Origin of the sequence: Uliginosibacterium gangwonense DSM 18521 (assembly GCF_000373965.1) — a bacterium.
GTDB lineage: Bacteria > Pseudomonadota > Gammaproteobacteria > Burkholderiales > Rhodocyclaceae > Uliginosibacterium > Uliginosibacterium gangwonense.
In genome coordinates this window covers 137,394-153,957 of record NZ_KB892834.1, presented here as the reverse complement: position 1 = coordinate 153,957, position 16,564 = coordinate 137,394, and the positions used below count along the sequence as shown (strand labels likewise).

Here is a 16,564-nt window from a genome sequence, read left to right as displayed (position 1 = left end):
CGAGAATGCCCATGCACAAGCTCCTCCCTCTACTTCTGTTGCTGGCTACGGCTGGTGCGCAGGCTGGCAATGTCAGTCTCGATGCCCCGATTGGCGGCTGGCACAACAGCGCCAATGAAGACGCCGCCTTCATGCAAACCGTGACCTACCCGGCAGTCAAGGTCAATGTGCGCAACGCCCGTGCCTACGCCAGTATCATCAGCGGGCACATCGCCAATGCGCCCAAAAAATCGCCGCCAGCCACCTTGGTGGTCAATGGGGTGGCCATGCCGCAGCGCATTGAGGACGACGGCCACTTCGCCCGTCCTTACGCCTTCCCTTCGGGCAGCAACAGCGTTGAAGTGCGCGGCCCCAATGGCGAGCGTCGCCGGGTGCAAAGCTACGAGAGCTATGCGGGCCGTAACCGCCCACATGTGCGGGTCGTGCTCTCATGGGATAGCGATGGCACCGACCTGGACCTGCACCTGGTAACCCCCTCAGGCGAACACGTATTCTATGGTGCACGTGAGGCCAGGGACGGCACTGCGCTGGACGTTGACGTGACAGGGGGCTACGGGCCGGAGATCATTGCCAGCCCATCCCAACAGCACGGCACCTATCTGGTCTACGTGAATTATTTCGGTGCGGGTTTCTATGGGGAAGAAGAGGGCGCGCGCCACGAAGACATTACCGTGGCCCAGGTCGCCATCATTACCGACGAAGGGACTCCCCGTGAAAAACAACAGGTTTTCCGCGTCCCCATGCGCAAACCTGGTGACCTCACCTTGGTAAAAGCCTTCCAATATCCCTAGAGTACGGGAGGGCATCAGGGTATTCCCATGCGCCGATTTTTGGTGCACAACAGAGGGGTGTTGCTGCACTGCATGATATTGGCAATATCCGTATCTTCATGGTTTATGCCTAATTCATAGAGGCGTGATGTTGCGGTGCCGCATGTGCGCTGAGGATGGTTTGTCACAAAACCTCATTGTGCCTGCGTATTTTCTACAAAAAACTCTATCTAAAGGCGTAGTCTGGCCCGCAAAGGCCTGCTACGCTGTAGGGAAATAAGGGGCAAAAAGCCTTATGCCAGCCTTGCTCTGGCACCCATAAACCCAGATGGAGATAATCATGAGTAAACTAGTTTGGCAAAACAGCCGCCACGCATTGCAGGCTGGCGCAATGGATGGCGCACATCGTGAATTTGTAGTGCTGATCAATCAACTGGCAGAGGCCAGTGATCAGGAAGAACTCCATCACCTGAACCGATTACAAGCCCACTGCGAAGATCATTTCGCACAAGAGGCCCGATGGATGCAGCTATTTTCCCTGCCTAACCCGGAAAAGCATCTGCGTGACCATGACGAAGTCATGGCGCTGCTGCGCCAGGCTCATGAAGACCTCCGGGGAGGGAAGGCTGGCAGCGGGCGTGAGCTGACGGAAACCCTGGCGCGTTGGTTTGAACGCCATTCCACCACGCTGGATGCCGCACTCGCGTTCCAGATGCAGCAAACCTCGCAGCCCAAGTGTGTCGGCATTGCTGCAGTAGGCTAATATTGCTGCAATGCAGCACGGAATTCCGCTAGGCGTTAACCCAAAATAACTGCACCCGAATGGGCGAGTTGGCTTCACAACTTAAGCTGTTGGTATAAAACCATATTTCAAAAGTGGTTTCGTGCCACGCTATAAGATGGAGGCTGATGATGCAAATGGAATGGGATTTCACACGCCACGCTCTACTGGCGGGTGCAATGGACGATGCTCACCAAGTGTCTATACGTTTGATCCGGCGTCTGGCCTTGGCGGCAGATGCCGACGAGCCACTGTGTCTCGAACAACTTTTGCTGCACTGCGAAGAACATTTCATGCAGGAAAAGGCCTGGATGGATGATTCGGCCATGCCGCTCTCGGAGCGCCACCTGCGCGATCACGCGGCGATCCACGCCATGCTGATCAATGCCCGCGATGAACTCAGAGCTGGTAAGGCAGGGGCCGGGCGCAAGCTCGGCACAGAACTGTTTGCCTTGTTTGACCGCCATTTTGCAACCTACGACGCAGCCCTGGCGCTGTGCATGCTGCAAAAACGGCATGCCGCCGGGCCAGGGATTCCTGCTGTGGGCTAACGCAGCGTCAAGCCTGGCTGGCTTCGCTGACCCCCGCGTCGGCAAAGCCAGCCATTTCATTCATACAGGCCAGTGCAGCGCGAATCAGGGGGAAGGCAGTAGCCGCCCCCGTGCCTTCACCCAGGCGCATGCCCAACTCAAGCAGAGGCTCTGCCCGCAGATGCTTGAGCTGGGCCCGATGCCCAGGTTCCGCACTACCATGGGCAAAGATGCAGTAATCGAGTACCGCAGGCTCCATTGCATGCGCCACCAAGAGCGCGCTGGTCACGATGAAGCCATCCACCACGATCAGCATGCGTGCTTCGGCGGCCCCTAGAAAGGCGCCAACCATCGTGGCGACCTCAAAGCCACCAAATTCAGCCAATGCATCCAGGGCCGAAAGCTTGCGCCCTGCCACGCGGCGAGCGGCCTGTGCCAGCAAGCTACGCTTGCGGGCCAGCCCCTGATCGTCGAGTCCCGCACCACGGCCGATTACCTCATCAAGCGGTGTGCCGGTGATGAAGTGAGTCAACAGGCTGGCTGTTGAAGTGTTGCCGATCCCCATCTCGCCAAAGCCAATGGCATTACACCCGGATTTATGCCATTGAGCTACAAGTGCCTTGCCCTGGGTAATTGCCGCATCACGCTGGGCAATGCTCATGGCGGCTTCTTCAATGTAATTGGCGGTGCCGTAAGCTTGCTTGGCCACCACGTAATCCACGTCGGAATTTGCTGCGCACGGTATATCGCTAGCCACGCCGGTATCGACGACTACCAGATCAAGTGATGCCTGACGCGCCAATACATTGATGGAAGCACCACCAGCCAGAAAATTCTGCACCATCTGCGTGGTGACTTCCTGCGGATAGGCCCCAACCCCCGCCTTGGCAGCGCCATGATCCCCCGCGAATACTGCAATGCGAGGAGCATTGATCTGTGGGGTAATCGTCTGTTGGATCAGGCCGACTTGCAAGGCGATGGATTCCAGCCGCCCCAGGCTACCCAAAGGCTTGGTACGGGAGTCGATGCGTTGCTGAAGGGCGGTGGCAAGTTCGCGGGACAGAGCAGGAATAGTCATGATGGTTTCGGTACGATGGAAAATCAGATTAAGGATCAATGGGCATTTCAGCCATGTCCGGCAGATTGTCATGCAAGGAGAATATATCTGCATGGTGCGACAAGGCTTCAACAATAATCGGTAGCGGATGGGCGTAAATGGCCGGAAAATCGCGCTCGGCTGCGTCTTGTAGCGCAAAGGCCAAGTATTCCGTGGGTGGAGCAAAACGTGCATCAATGCCTGCCTTGTTGCCACGGGCATCTACACGATACCAGCCGAAATTAGGCAGCAATATGGCATTGAGACCATGCAGGCAATAAGGCGCGCCATGTTCGCCAACGGCAAAGCGTTGGTAACACAAGCCAGCGTGAATGCCATTGGCACGTAGCAAGGCGGCCAGCAAATGGCTTTTGGCATAACAATAGCCAAATCCAGTAGTCAATACTTCTGAAGCCCTAAGGGTGAGCGGACCTTGGCGTGCGTCCCAACTATGGGCGATTTGGTCACGTACAAATTCGAAGCAGGCTTTGGCAAGCTTTTCCGGGCTTGAGCCGTATTGGCGCAATTCCTGCGCCTTGGCCTGAATAGTTGGATGGGTGAAATCAATCACCGGGTCTGGCAGCAAATAAGCCTGAAGTTCATGCTGCATGACGAGTTTCATCACGCCCCCTTGAGCTGAAGCGGTAAGCCCGCCGCCACCAAGGTAACCTGCTCGCAGCGTGTCGCAATACCTTGATTCAAGCGTCCTTGCTCATCGCGGAACAAACGGGCCAGTTTGTTTTCCGGCACAATGCTCCAACCCACTTCATTGGAAACCATGACCAGCGTACCCTGCGCCGCTTCAATGGCGGTATACAGGCGCTCAAGCTGGTCCGGCAAACGATCTGGCTGGGTACAGAGGATATTGGAAAGCCACAGGGTCAGGCAATCAACCAGTACAAAACTACCTGATTGACATAAATTGGAAATAGCCTCTGGTAGTGCCAGTGGTGCTTCGGTAACATGCCAGTGGGCGGGGCGTTCGGCTCGGTGTTTGGCGATGCGCTCCGCCATCTCGGCATCCCAGATTTCAGCGGTCACGATGAGCTCAATGTCTCCGGCATGCGCCTCTGCCATGGCCTGTGCAAACCGGCTCTTGCCCGAGCGCGCACCGCCGATGACCAGATGGCGACTCACTTCTGCCCCCTTGCCTGATCCAGTGCCGTGCATACCGCCTGGGCACCATCAAGGATACGCGGGCCGTGGCGGCTGATCTGGTCACCAGGGATCAACCACAGTTGCCGGTGCTTGACTGCATTCATAGCGGTGAATTTCAGCCAGCCTTGTAGGCTGGGTTCCTGCATGGCGGGTACGGCCGTTTCGCCATGCCCGCCCCAGCGGGCGGTCAAGATGACATCCGGGTTGTCTGCGACCACGCTCTCAGTGGAGATCTGTGGTACCAGTGCGCTTTCCTTGCCGAATACATTGATGCCACCGCACAGGCGAATGGCGTCTGAGATGATCTGCTGATTGTTGATGGTCAGCAAAGGCTTTTCTGCGATCTGGTAAAACACCCGTACTGGTGTGCGATGAGCATAGCTCGCCTTTAGCCGGGCATGGCGTGCCTGGAATCGTGTAGCAGCCTCTTGCGCAATCTTGTCGCTACCAACCAGTTGCCCCAGGCGCTGCAGCGCAGATGGAATGTCTGCTATGCCATGCGGCTCCACATAAAACAAGGGAATCCCAAGAGCATTGAGTCGCTCGACCTCATTGGTAGCGTTGCCATGGAACCAGACCAGAATCAGGTCGGGCTTGAGCGCAGCAATCTGCTCCAGATCCAACTTTTGATTGCTGCCAATGCGTGGCAGTTTGAGCGCGGCAGGCGGGTAATCGCTGTATTCCACGGCTCCGACCAGTGTGTCACCACCGCCTGCCTCGTAGAGCATTTCTGTGAGGCTGGGCGCCAGGGAGATTACCCGCTTCGCGGGAGCAGGCAGGCTGATACGGTGGCCTGCGTCATCATTGACCACAATGGGCGCTGCCTGACAGATGGCACTGAAAAATAGTGCCGCCAGTAAAAATGCTGTTTTCATGTTGTCTGCTCCAGTTCGATACGGAACCAGCGGGTATGGTCTTCTTCACGGATATGCACTGGCACACCGTAGGCCGCGCTGAGCGCTTCAGCCTGCAAGACTTGCTCCTTGGGTCCATGCAACGTGTCACCTTTGCCATCGAGCAGTAGCGCATGGGTCGCAAGTGTCCAGGCCAGATTCAGGTCGTGAATCGCCGTCAGCACCAAGCCGCCTTGCTGGCTCCAGCGCTTCAACCGAGCCTGTAATAAGGATTGGTGTGACCAATCGAGGTGCGATACCGGTTCGTCCAGCAACAGCAGTGGCGCGCCTTGGGCACAGGCGGTAGCCAGGGCCACGCGCTGGCGTTCCCCACCGGAGGTGGTTCGCACGTCACGATCGGCCAGCATGCCAACGTCAAACTCTTTCAACCACTGGCGGGCCTGGGCTTCCACTGCGGAGGCGGCTTGCTCGGGGTGGGTTGCAAGTAGCGCACAGGCTACGGTTTCCCACGCGGTGACCGGGAAAGGATCAAGCCAGAATTGCGGACACCATGCGCGTTGGCGGGCGAGTTCTTCGGCTCGCCAGTCGGCGAGTTTGCGCCCGTCCAATCGTATGTTGCCTGCATTGGGCTGGAGCAGACCGGCAACTGCCAGCAACAGGGTGGATTTGCCTGCTCCGTTCGGGCCGAGCAACACCCAACGCTCACCCGCCTGCATCGTCAGGCTTAGCTCAGCAATCAATATGCGGCCATCGGGTTTGCCGCCTGCATGCAGGCGGAGTTGATCGAGTTGCAGGGGGTAGGCGGGATTCATCCTTTTCTCCGCAACAAGAGCATCAGGAACAGGGGCACGCCCACGCAGGCGGAAATCACCCCCACTGGCAACTGGGTCGGCGCCACCAGTGTGCGTGCTGCCGTGTCGGCCAGAACGAGAAAAACGCCGCCAAATAGCGCGGAAAATGGCAACAGCATGCGCGCATGGCGCAGCCCGGTGAGGCGCACGATGTGCGGGGCAACCAGCCCGACAAATCCAATGCTGCCAGCGGTGGCAACCGCCGTGCCGGTGGCAAGGCAGGCCGCAAAGATCGCCATGCGCCGCCGCCGTGCCACCGGCACGCCCAGCGTCCAGGCCCAGGCGTCCCCACGGGCAATCCAGTCCAGCTCCTGCGAGCGCGGCCAACTCAGCATGAAGGCGACGATACAGGCGAGCCATACCGGCCACCACAGCGAGGCGCCATTCAGATCGCCAAGCAGCCAGAAGACGATATTGCGCAATTGCGTGTCATTGGCTACGGTGAGCATGAAGGACACTGCCGCGCTACAGGCGGCGCCGATCATCACCCCGACCAACAGAACGACCACCGTGCCCGGTTGGGCGCTGGGCGAAAGCCCGCGCCCCATGCTGCGCCAGGACAGGGCGAACACCAATGTCATGGCAGCCAGGGCACCCGCCACGGCCCCCAACTCGGGTGCCAGAACCATGCCGGAGGCCAGTAGCATCAGCAGCAGGGCGCCGACCGACGCGCCACTGGTGACGCCAAGGATATGCGGATCGCCTAGTGGATTGCGGGTGACCAGTTGAATCAACGCCCCGGCCAGTGCCAAGGCTGCGCCGGTGCCAAAGGCCGCCAGCACACGTGGCAGGCGGATCAACCAGAATATATCGTGAGCAGGCCAGCCCCAACCTGAGGAGCCCGAGAGCAGGCCCAGCGCAAAGGCCAGGGGCACGCCCAGGGCAGTGACCAGGATAGCCAGTGTCAGTGGCGGCGGCTTCAGTGTCATACCCGCCGCTCCAGAATGGCCATGAGTTTGTCAGTATCCATATACTGTGCAATAGTATCCGCAAGTCGCTCGATGCTGGCTTCGCGCAGGGCTGCAATGTCAGGGGATTTGACTTCGCGCAGACCTGCCCAGGCGAGCAGTGCATCGCAGGCAGCAGGCGTGTCGAAAATGCCATGCAGGTAGCATCCAAGCACTTGTCCATCGGGCGAGATCGCGCCATCTGGGCCATAATCCAGTTGCACGACGGGGCGTTCCAGCGCCGGGCCACGGCTCACGCCCGCATGAATCTCGTAACCCCGGACAGCGGCACTGCCCAAGGTCAATGTGCCGTGTGCGTTGCGGAGCTGTTTTTCCTGGGCAAGCTCAGTCTGCATAGCCAGATAGCCGAGCCCAGGCATGTTGCCGGGCGTGCCTTCAAGTCCGTATGGGTCGTTGATCTGCTGCCCCAGCATCTGGAAGCCACCGCATATGCCGATCAGCTTTCCCCCATAGCGCAGATGGCGGGATATCGCGTCCGCCCAGCCCTGCCTGTGCAGAAATGCCAGATCGTCGCGTACCGATTTTGAACCGGGCAGAATGATGAGGTCAGCCGTGGGAATCGTCTCGTCCGGGCCGACAAAGTGGAAATCCACCTGCGGATGCAGCCGGAGGGCATCAAAATCGGTGTGGTTTGAAATGCGCGGAGTGACCGGGACGATCACCCGTAGGCGCTGCCCTTCTTTAGATGCTGATTGCATGTCCCGCGCAATGGCGTCTTCAGCTTCCAGATGCAGGCCATGCAGATAGGGCAGCACCCCCAATACCGGTTTGCCGGTACGTGCCTCCAACCAGTGCAAACCGCTCTCCAATAAGGCGATATCGCCACGGAAACGGTTGATCACAAAACCTTTTATGCGCTGCCGCTCACTCTCACTGAGTAACTCCAGGGTGCCGACCAGATGGGCGAAAACGCCGCCACGGTCGATATCGGCCACCAGAATCACCGGGCAATCAACCGCTTCGGCAAAGCCCATATTGGCGATATCGTTGGCGCGCAGGTTGATTTCGGCAGGTGAGCCAGCCCCCTCGATAATTACGGCATCATAGCCTGCGCACAAGCGTCCGAATGATTCCAACACTGCATGACGGGCGGTGGTCTTGTAGGCATGGTAATCCAAAGCGTTCATATTGCCGATGGCATGGCCCTGGATAATGACTTGTGCGCCAACGTCGGTGTTTGGTTTGAGCAGCACCGGGTTCATGTCGGTGGTAGGCTCAATCCGGCAGGCTGCGGCCTGCGCGGCTTGGGCGCGGCCAATCTCGCCGCCATCAGCCGTTACCGCTGCATTCAGGGCCATATTTTGGGGCTTGAATGGCGCTACGCGAATGGGATTGCGTGTGAGCCAGCGGCAAATGGCTGCAACCAGCGTGCTTTTGCCCGCATCCGAGGTACAGCCTTGCACCATGAGCGTGTGTGCGCTGCTCATCCCATCACCTCTTGCAGCACACCTTCCAGTTTTTGCCAGTCCGCTTCGGTTTTCGGCAGACCGAAGCGCAGGCCACCATGTTCAGGGAAATGGCGCACCAGAATGGCTTGTCTGGCAAAGGCCTGGAATAAGGCATCCGGTGCAGCATGGCGCACCCAACGGAAAAAGGCGCAACCACTCTGGCTGGGCAGACCATAGCGGGCGAGCAAGGTGGCAAGACGTTCGCTGGCCTCATGCAATTGCGTGGTGGCATGGGCCTGCCATGCGCGATCAGCCAGCGCGCGCTGGGCAACCCAGCGTGCCGGGTGACTCACCGCCCACGGCCCGAGCTGGGCTGCCAACGCTTCCAAGAGTGCCGGTTCCGCTGCCACAAAACCACAGCGCACCCCCGCCAAACCAAAGAATTTGCCCAACGAACGCAGCACGACGAGCCCCGGCTGATGAGCATCGGCAATCAGGCTGTGGGTTGAATCCGCATCGATAAACGCCTCATCCACAAGCAACAGCCCCCCTCGTGCATTCAAGTGATGATGCCATTCGAGTAGCGTGCTGCGCTCCGTCACGCGTCCGCTAGGGTTGTTCGGATTGGTCAGTACCAGCACATCGTAATGCTTGGCGGCTTGCGCGGCCTCGACGTAATCGATGGCGTCAACCTGATGACCTGCACTGCGCCAGCCGTACTCGTGTTCGGCATAACAGGGCGAGAGGATGGCAACACGCCTCGGTGGCATGAGTTGGGGCAGGCCCTGGATGGCCGCCTGTGAGCCAGCTACGGGCAGAATTGTTGCCCCGCCAAAGTAAGCCAGCGTGGCCATGCGCAGCCCATCGTCTTCTTCGGGCAGGCGCTGCCAGACCTCATCTGGAACGGTGGGCACGGGCCATCCAAGCGGGTTGATGCCGGTGGAAAGATCCAGCCAATGTTGGAGTGGGATGCGGAAGTCATGCGCCGTCGCACGGAGTCTGCCACCGTGTTGAGGTGGAGGGGGGTTACGGCAATACATCAAGCACCTCACTCAAGCTGCTGATGCGGGCAGAATAGGATCGCGGAGCATGATCCGGCCAAGCCAAATGCCGTTCGATCCAGATGGGCGTGATGCCTGATGCATGGGCTCCGAGTACGTCAGCCTCGGGGTTGTCGCCTATAAACCAAGTGCTTTGGGTCTCAGCGCCCAGCTCGGAGAGCGCATGTTGATAAATGCGCGGATCAGGCTTTTCATACCCAACTGTTTCCGAGATCACGATGCTGTCCACCAGCTCTGGCAATACTGAACACTTGATTTTGGTGTTCTGCGTTCCCGTGGTGCCATTGCTGACAATTCCGATGCGGTAGCCCCGTTCACGTAGCGTGCGCAAACACATTTCTGCATCGGGAAACAGCGAGGATTCGTGCCATGCGGTGGAATAGAAATAGGCTGACAAGGCTTCCGGCACTTCATCAGGAAGCGCTTGGGCACAGAAACGCGCAAAGAATTCCGGGCGCGGGGTGTGGCCTTTCTCATCGATTTCGATGAAAAGAGACACAAAGGCCTGCTTGTCCATATCGGGTTTTCGTGCCTGCCAGAGGCGGTGGGCAAAGCGCCGCAGACCACCGCAGCGATCAACCAGGGTCTCGTCCAGATCAAACAGGATGGCGGGCTGGGGTGATGTTATCGACATTATAGACTCAAGGATTCGACCACGCTGATGACCACCACCCAAAGCAGCATGCTGCGCAGAATCAGGATGGATGCACGGGGAATATCTTCCGCACTTGCGGCAGCGCCAGCGCCCAGCGTGGGGCGTTGTTCCACTTCGCCTTCGTAGGTAGCGGCACCCCCCAGCCTTACCCCCAGGCTGCCTGCTCCGGCGGCCATGACCGGGCCTGCGTTCGGGCTGGACCACAGCGGTGCCTGATGATGCCAGCTGCGCAGCGCCACGCGTGTCTGACCAAGGATTGCATAGCTCAACGCAGTCAGGCGGGCAGGGATGAAGTTGAGCACATCGTCGATTCGCGCAGCAGCCCAGCCGAAATGATTGAAGCGCTCGTTTCGATAACCCCACATCGCGTCCAGTGTATTGGCGAGCCGAAACAATATGACACCCGGTGCGCCTGCCACCACGCACCAGAAGATGGCGCCAAAAATGGCATCGTTACCGTTTTCCAGTACGGATTCCACTGTGGCGCGGGCGATGGCTTCCTCATCCATGTCTTCCGTTTCCCGGCTGACTAGGTAGGATACGCGATGCCGCGCGGTGGCGAGATCCCCTTGTGCCAGTGGCACGGCCACTGCCATGCCATGCTCTTGCAAGGCGCGAGCACCCAGCGCGAGGTAGAGCGCCATGCCTGCAACCACCCAGCCAGGGAATATTTTGCTCAAGCCCGCTGCAATCAGAGTAGGCGGCAATACCAGCAGGCACCAGCCCAGTATGCCACGCAGATGGCGTTTGTTGCCCAGGTTCAGGCGCTGTTCCAGCCATTGCGCACAGTGGCCGAAACCTACAAGCGGATGCCAGCGGGGTAACTCGCCAAACAGGCGATCAGCGATGATGCCAAGGAGCAGGGAGAGGGTGATCGTCATGAGCCGAACAGGGCTGCCGTGGCGGCAGGGTTGGAGGGGAAATAGAAATGGATGTAGCTTGCCGTCAGGCGCTTGCTGCGATAAACCGGTTCTGCGGTGGCCCCACCGTTTGGATTGCTGCCATATGCAATCGGCGTCAGTGGGGTTTGGCTGCGGGAGTAGTGGAAGCTGTGCCCGCGCAGGGTGCCTTCAGGCAGGGGGATGCCTTGCAGCCCCAAGGCAGCCAGGCGGGACTGCATCTGGCTGTTGCCGGGGAGTAGGCCAAAACCCGCGTGTTGATGTTGATCCACCGTGGTGATGCTTTCAAACAGGCTCATCATGCCGCCACATTCTGCCAGCATGGGCGTGCCTGCACGGTAGTGTGCGGCGAGCGCCTGGTGCATTGTATGGTTGGTAGATATGTGTTCGGCATGTAGCTCCGGGTAGCCGCCGGGTAGCCAGATGGCATCGCAATCGGGCAGCTTGTCGTCGTGCAGTGGGGAGAAGAAATGCAGTTCTGCCCCCAGGTGGCGCAGACAATCCAGATTGGCGGGGTAGATGAAGCAAAACGCCTCATCGCGGGCAATCGCAATGCGCTGCCCCGCCAGCGATTGTGGAGGCGATGCGTTTGTTGGTGCGGATAGCGTGAGCGGGGCCCACGCCGCCATATTCATATGCAAACGGGTTGCAGCCAAGTCCAGGCGCTGATCCAGGTCATCAAGCTCGCCTGCAGGGAGCAGCCCCAGATGGCGTTCCGGCAAGGTGATCTCGCCATCGCGTGGCAACCAGCCTAACCCTGGGATGCTTGCAGGCATGGATTCAAACAGCATACCTGCATGGCGCTCGCTGCCAACGCGGTTGGCAATGACACCGGCAAATTGCAGATCCGGCTGGAATGTGGCCAAGCCGTGGGCGATGGCCCCGAAGGTCTGCGCCATGGACGAGCCATCAATCACCGCCAGCACAGGGAGGCCAAAAGCGCGGGCGAGATCGGCGCTTGATGGCTTGCCATCGAACAGCCCCATCACCCCTTCGACCAGGATCAGGTCCGCCTCCTGCGCAGCTTGGGCGAGCAGATCGCGGCAATGCGCCTCGCCGCCCATGAACAGGTCGAGCTGATAGCAGGGCGCACCACTGGCCTGGGCGTGGATCATGGGGTCGAGGAAATCCGGCCCGGTCTTGAACACCCGCACGCGCTCACCCCGTGCGCGGGCCTGCCGGGCCAGGGCGGCAGTGACAGTGGTTTTGCCCTGGCCGGAGGCGGGCGCGGCAATCAGGGCGGCGCGGCAGTGTTTCATGCCATCACCACTCGATACCGGGCATCGCCATGATGCCGGAATGGTAAGCATGCTTGAGCAGATTCATCTCCGTGACCGTATCGGCAATCTCGATCAGGCTCTCCGGCGCAGCACGTCCGGTGACGATGACATGCTGCATCTCGGGGCGGCCATTGATTTCCGGCACAACCTCTTCAGCGCTGAGCCATCCGTACTTGAGCACGTAGGTGAATTCATCCAGGATCACCAGATTGATCGCAGGGTCACGCAGATACGCCTGCGCCTGTTCCCAGGCCTTGCGGGCCGTGGCGCGATCCTGCGTATCGTTCTGGGTATCCCAGGTGAATCCATCGCCCATGACATGCCAGCGCACGTTCGGGTGATCGCGGAAGAAGGCTTCTTCCCCCGTATCGGAGCGGCTCTTGATGAACTGGATCACGGCGCACTGCATGCCGTGGCCCAATGCCCGGGCCAGCACCCCGAAGGCTGCGCTGCTCTTACCCTTGCCTGTGCCTGTGTTGATCAGGAACAGGCCTTGGGCCTGATCGGCGGCGGCAATGTGTGCATCAATCACCGCCTTTTTGCGCGCCATTCGTGCTTGATGGCGTGTGTCGCGTTCGCTCTCTGTCATGGGAATCGTTCCTTTTTTATTGGGCTTGGTAACGCACGGTCACAAACGCACCGAGCCCTGCCTGGTTATAACCGTAGGCGGTCTGGTAACGCTTGTCGAAGAGGTTTTCGATGCGGGTTTGCAGTTTCCAGCTTGTGTTGATGATGTATTCCGCACGCAAGTCGGTGGTGGCATAGCCGCCGAGCTTGGTGGTGTGGGCCACTTCCTTGTAGCGTGAGCCCACCCCGTTGAGGCTGCCCCCAAGCGTCCAGCTGCCCAGCTTGTGGTCGATGTCGATCCGGCCTGTCTGGCGGGCACGCAATGCCAATTGGTTTCCATCGGTACTGCCGCCAGAGCGGTCAACGGCTCGCGTCAGATTGGCGCTGAGTGCAATGCGCGTGGCTTTGAGCTGGTAGGCTGTGCTTAATTCCAAGCCCGTGATTTGTGCTTTGGAAATATTGCTCGGAATCCAGGTCCATGATCCAGGGCTGATGGGAGCCCAGTCAATTAGGTTGGATACGTTCGTTCTGTATGCGCTGGCCTGCCATTCAAAATTACCTTGTTTGCCAGATGCGCCGATTTCGCTGCTGCGGGATTTTTCCGGTTGCAGATTTGGGTTACCTGCATCGGGCCAATACAGATCATTGAACGTAGGCGCTTTGAAAGCCGTACCGTAGCTGGCGCGCAGATGCAGGGCAGGCGAGACGGTATAGCCTAACGCGGCGCTGCCGGTGTTGTGGTGGCCAAACTGCTCGTTGCGATCATGGCGACCTGCCAATTGCAGGTTGAAGGCGCCAATGTCGGCCAGATACTGGGCAAAAGCGGCTTTGTTGGTGCGCGAATCGTGTTCGTAGGCTGTGTCGCTGATGACTTTGTCGTATTGCCAGTCCAATCCGCCTACGAGTTGATGCCCCTTGGTAAGCGTGATTTCGTGTTGCCAATTGGCTTGGGTACGGCGAGTGTCAATGCGCGAGCTAAACACTTCATCCTTGTAATTATTGGTGGCATCCAGATTCTGCGCCAGCTTGAGACTGGTGGCGTAGTTGTCCGTTGGGGCATAGCGCAGGTTGCCTGCATAAAGCTCCTGCTTGAACACTGTCATGTTGGGGTTGCCGTCATACAGGTTACGCCCCTCGGTGTGTTGCGCCTGGGCATCCAGGCTCAGCGTTTCACCCAAGCGTGCCCCAGCACGCACGCCGCCTGTGTTGCGGCTGTAGCCATCGCGGTCGGATTCCGTGCTGCCGTCCTTGACGTTGAAACCACGCGTGGAGAAGCGCGAAGCGTTGGCATTGACCCAGCCATTGGCAGTGCCGAAGCCGCCAGAGGCCGTTGCATCATAGGTTTCATGGCTGCCTGCGCCAAAGCTGGCGCTGGGCGCTTGCACGCCGCGCTTGGTAAAGATCTGGATCACCCCGCCGATGGCCTCCGAGCCATACAGGCTGGCACGTGGGCCGCGCACGATTTCGATCCGCTCGACGGTATCCAGCGGAATATCTTCCAGTGGAGCTGTGCCAAGTGTGGCCGAGCCGATCTTGACCCCGTCGACCAGAATCAAGGTGTGCCCGCTATTGCTACCGCGCAAGAAGAGGGAGGTGGCCTTGCCCGTACCCCCGTTGTTGGAAAACTGCACGCCGGGCATGCCACGCAGCAGGTCTTGCACAGATTGGGCTTGGCTCTGCTCGATGTCAGCACGGGTCATCACATCGACTGATGCCAGTGTTTCGCTCGCGGTACGGGCGATACGGTTGGCGGTGATGACCACTGGCTCCAGCTCAGACTCCAGCGCGAAGGCGGAAGAAGACAGGGACAGCAGAATAGCTGCCGACAAAGGCTTATAGTTGTATTGAAACACAGGGAGAAACTCCGTCCGTGCCGCCCGCACGGGTAATGGGGAAAGGGCGGGGCGCAGAGAAGGGGGACAGGCGGGCCACCATCACGAGATATGGCCTGCGCATTGCCCTCCGCAATGCACCTCGTAGTTGCTTCGGGCCGGTCTCCGGGCTTGCGAGTGGAGTCGAAAGACTCCCGGAACCTGACGCCTTCCCGTGCCAAAGCACAGTGGCGGGGATGTCAGGCCCTATCTCGCTTACCGTTGCGGGGGCAGCGCCGGCATTGCCTGGGCTTGTATGGCCTGGCGCACCGGCTTCCCGTTTCATCCTTACCCCAAACAGGGATTTGGACACCAGAAGCAGGCGTACATATTAGCGCATTCCTGCCTTCCAGGGCCAGATGCCGAATGAGCGTTGACCTAGCCTTGAGCAAGGCTCTAACATCTGCGCTATGGATGAAGAACTCTCTATTCTTGAGACGCGCATGGCCGCACTGATCGACGCGTACCAGAGTTTGCGGATGGAAAACCGCGAGCTGCATACGCGCGTCGCCGTATTGCAGGCCGACAATGAGCGTAGTGCATGTAAATTGGCCGAGGCGATTGCCCGCATTGAGGACATCGTCGCCCGCCTGCCGGAGGATGAGTGATGGAGAGCATGATCATTCAAATCATGGGGCGCGAGTATCAGGTCTCGGTCAAAGCTGAAGAGGTTGAGACGCTGCAGCAAGCCGTGGCAATGGTCGGTGAAAAATTGCAACAGCTCTCTGGCAAAGTTACCTCGGGGAACGAATCCCTGGCGGTGATGGCTGCGCTTTATATTGCCCACGATGCTATCGTCGCCCAGCACCAGAATCACTTGGATCTGCCTGCGTGTAAGCGTAGAATAGGGGCCGTGAACGACCGGCTGGAGCAAGTGCTGGGGCAGCAGGAAAAGCTGTTTTGAAGTGTGCCTTCTGGCATTTTCAATGCGGGTTTTCAGTCCTTTAGTTTTTGCAAATCTGGGCGATAATGAATTTAAGGACAGCGCAATTGATCGCGGTGTCCAACCAGTTTTCCCCTGCGGTGTTGGTTAAGGCCAAATACTCCTTGAACCAATGTCTACGTGACATGGTTGTGGCTCAAACGGCCGCTGTTGTGAGCGCCCTTCTATCGGGCGCACCTGATGCGGTTAGAGTTACGACCCCCTGAACTCCGGTTCAGGATGACGGCCTGACGGCACATGTGGGGGAACCTCTCAAAAGGCGCGGACAAAGGTCCGCGCCTTTTTCTTTTTGCCCAAACCGTTTGTCAGACAAATAAAACCACTTATCTTTAAGTGTTACTACTTAGACTATAGAAAACGTCTAAGAGTAAAAAGATACTTGATAGGTTCATAAATGCTAATGATGTGTCAGAATCCGTCCCACTCACTGAGTGAGCTCCACGTCGAGCAAGGCGCCAGGGCACACCAAGGTTGGGGGGAGATCGGCGGTCCCAGGAGAGACCGCCAATAAAATGATCGCGCCTTCAAGGCTGCGACGATTTAGTGGCACAGGGGGCCGGATCCCCAGCGGGGGTCCGGCCCAACGAAACAGGATTTCATCGGGCGCCAGTTACAGGCGAACGATTGCAGCTTGCAAGAAGGGGGAGGGAAGTCCGTTGATGCGGATTTCCTCAATTTGGGACGGGAAGTCACAGCGTGGCTTCCCGTTTTTTTATTTTCTTCTTCATTGCCCTCGTCTATCCCCTACACGTGGTTTTGCCCCAACACACAAAATTCCAGCAAAGCATGAAGATAGAATGCTGTGTCATTCCTCGAACTTGATCACGGCGCTCTTGCTATGAAGTTGCCTTGAGGCTGCTGCGCCAAAAGCTTTGTTGTAGGTTGGGACAGC

Annotated in this window: 18 protein-coding genes, 1 other RNA gene and 1 riboswitch; of the genes, 6 read left to right on the top strand and 13 right to left on the bottom strand. The window is 58.7% G+C overall.

The genetic code is table 11. The annotated features are described in order from the left end of the window. Positions 1 to 11 precede the first annotated feature (11 nt). From B145_RS0100725 to B145_RS0100715, 3 genes are all read left to right on the top strand, one after another. Positions 12 to 791, top strand: a complete 780-nt coding sequence (locus tag B145_RS0100725) for a YfaP family protein (RefSeq protein ID WP_245541808.1) — start codon at positions 12 to 14, stop codon at positions 789 to 791. A 319-nt stretch (positions 792 to 1,110) separates the two neighbouring features. Continuing rightward, positions 1,111 to 1,533 (top strand): hemerythrin domain-containing protein, encoded by a 423-nt coding sequence (locus B145_RS27100; RefSeq protein ID WP_018604464.1) that lies wholly within the window; start codon positions 1,111 to 1,113, stop codon positions 1,531 to 1,533. Positions 1,534 to 1,679: 146 nt separating this feature from the next. Then, positions 1,680 to 2,102 carry a hemerythrin domain-containing protein gene (locus B145_RS0100715; RefSeq protein WP_157288213.1) on the top strand — a complete coding sequence of 141 codons (423 nt, stop codon included), beginning with the start codon at positions 1,680 to 1,682 and terminating at the stop codon, positions 2,100 to 2,102. A 7-nt stretch (positions 2,103 to 2,109) separates the two neighbouring features. On the opposite strand, the gene cobT is transcribed toward B145_RS0100715, so the two are convergent. Genes cobT through btuB form a run of 13 tightly spaced genes read right to left on the bottom strand, consistent with a single transcriptional unit; the run spans position 2,110 to position 14,711 of the window. Beyond that, the gene (gene cobT, locus B145_RS0100710; RefSeq protein WP_026258691.1) at positions 2,110 to 3,159 is read right to left on the bottom strand and encodes a nicotinate-nucleotide--dimethylbenzimidazole phosphoribosyltransferase; all 1,050 of its coding nucleotides are present in this window, start codon (positions 3,157 to 3,159) and stop codon (positions 2,110 to 2,112) included. A gap of 28 nt (positions 3,160 to 3,187) precedes the next feature. Beyond that, positions 3,188 to 3,799: a transglutaminase-like domain-containing protein gene (locus B145_RS0100705; RefSeq protein WP_211209728.1), complete on the bottom strand. Its 612-nt coding sequence runs from the start codon at positions 3,797 to 3,799 to the stop codon at positions 3,188 to 3,190. Beyond that, positions 3,799 to 4,314, bottom strand: a complete 516-nt coding sequence (cobU, locus tag B145_RS0100700) for a bifunctional adenosylcobinamide kinase/adenosylcobinamide-phosphate guanylyltransferase (RefSeq protein ID WP_018604460.1) — start codon at positions 4,312 to 4,314, stop codon at positions 3,799 to 3,801. The genes B145_RS0100705 and cobU overlap by 1 nt, the downstream gene beginning before the upstream one ends. Beyond that, a complete protein-coding gene (locus tag B145_RS0100695) occupies positions 4,311 to 5,210 on the bottom strand; it encodes a cobalamin-binding protein (RefSeq protein ID WP_018604459.1) in 900 nt (299 codons plus the stop codon). Before B145_RS0100695 ends, cobU begins: the two co-directional genes overlap by 4 nt. Then, complete coding sequence (locus tag B145_RS23900) at positions 5,207 to 6,001, bottom strand: ABC transporter ATP-binding protein (protein WP_018604458.1); 795 nt, start codon at positions 5,999 to 6,001, stop codon at positions 5,207 to 5,209. The genes B145_RS0100695 and B145_RS23900 overlap by 4 nt, the downstream gene beginning before the upstream one ends. Then, positions 5,998 to 6,969: a FecCD family ABC transporter permease gene (locus B145_RS0100685; RefSeq protein ID WP_018604457.1), complete on the bottom strand. Its 972-nt coding sequence runs from the start codon at positions 6,967 to 6,969 to the stop codon at positions 5,998 to 6,000. The genes B145_RS23900 and B145_RS0100685 overlap by 4 nt, the downstream gene beginning before the upstream one ends. Further along, on the bottom strand, positions 6,966 to 8,435 hold the full coding sequence (locus B145_RS0100680) for a cobyric acid synthase (protein WP_018604456.1): 1,470 nt from the start codon (positions 8,433 to 8,435) through the stop codon (positions 6,966 to 6,968). Before B145_RS0100680 ends, B145_RS0100685 begins: the two co-directional genes overlap by 4 nt. Continuing rightward, a complete protein-coding gene (cobD, locus tag B145_RS0100675; protein WP_033405933.1) occupies positions 8,432 to 9,436 on the bottom strand; it encodes a threonine-phosphate decarboxylase CobD in 1,005 nt (334 codons plus the stop codon). The genes B145_RS0100680 and cobD overlap by 4 nt, the downstream gene beginning before the upstream one ends. Continuing rightward, a complete protein-coding gene (locus tag B145_RS23895) occupies positions 9,423 to 10,091 on the bottom strand; it encodes an HAD family hydrolase (protein ID WP_018604454.1) in 669 nt (222 codons plus the stop codon). The genes cobD and B145_RS23895 overlap by 14 nt, the downstream gene beginning before the upstream one ends. Then, positions 10,091 to 10,993: an adenosylcobinamide-phosphate synthase CbiB gene (gene cbiB / locus B145_RS0100665; protein WP_018604453.1), complete on the bottom strand. Its 903-nt coding sequence runs from the start codon at positions 10,991 to 10,993 to the stop codon at positions 10,091 to 10,093. Before cbiB ends, B145_RS23895 begins: the two co-directional genes overlap by 1 nt. Further along, positions 10,990 to 12,270 carry a cobyrinic acid a,c-diamide synthase CobB gene (locus B145_RS0100660; RefSeq protein ID WP_018604452.1) on the bottom strand — a complete coding sequence of 427 codons (1,281 nt, stop codon included), beginning with the start codon at positions 12,268 to 12,270 and terminating at the stop codon, positions 10,990 to 10,992. Before B145_RS0100660 ends, cbiB begins: the two co-directional genes overlap by 4 nt. A gap of 4 nt (positions 12,271 to 12,274) precedes the next feature. Next, complete coding sequence (gene cobO / locus B145_RS0100655; RefSeq protein WP_018604451.1) at positions 12,275 to 12,880, bottom strand: cob(I)yrinic acid a,c-diamide adenosyltransferase; 606 nt, start codon at positions 12,878 to 12,880, stop codon at positions 12,275 to 12,277. 16 nt (positions 12,881 to 12,896) lie between these two features. Then, complete coding sequence (btuB, locus tag B145_RS0100650) at positions 12,897 to 14,711, bottom strand: TonB-dependent vitamin B12 receptor (RefSeq protein ID WP_018604450.1); 1,815 nt, start codon at positions 14,709 to 14,711, stop codon at positions 12,897 to 12,899. Positions 14,712 to 14,829: 118 nt separating this feature from the next. Continuing rightward, positions 14,830 to 15,061: riboswitch (cobalamin riboswitch) on the bottom strand. A 78-nt stretch (positions 15,062 to 15,139) separates the two neighbouring features. Between btuB and zapB the strand changes: the two genes are divergently transcribed. The 3 genes from zapB (at position 15,140) to ssrS (ending at position 15,922) form a co-directional block, all read left to right on the top strand. Beyond that, a complete protein-coding gene (gene zapB / locus B145_RS0100645) occupies positions 15,140 to 15,337 on the top strand; it encodes a cell division protein ZapB (RefSeq protein WP_018604449.1) in 198 nt (65 codons plus the stop codon). Between the two features lie 8 nt (positions 15,338 to 15,345). Continuing rightward, complete coding sequence (locus B145_RS0100640) at positions 15,346 to 15,633, top strand: cell division protein ZapA (RefSeq protein ID WP_157288212.1); 288 nt, start codon at positions 15,346 to 15,348, stop codon at positions 15,631 to 15,633. Positions 15,634 to 15,741: 108 nt separating this feature from the next. Then, positions 15,742 to 15,922, top strand: a non-coding RNA gene (gene ssrS, locus B145_RS27965) — 6S RNA. The last annotated feature ends 642 nt before the right edge of the window (positions 15,923 to 16,564 follow it).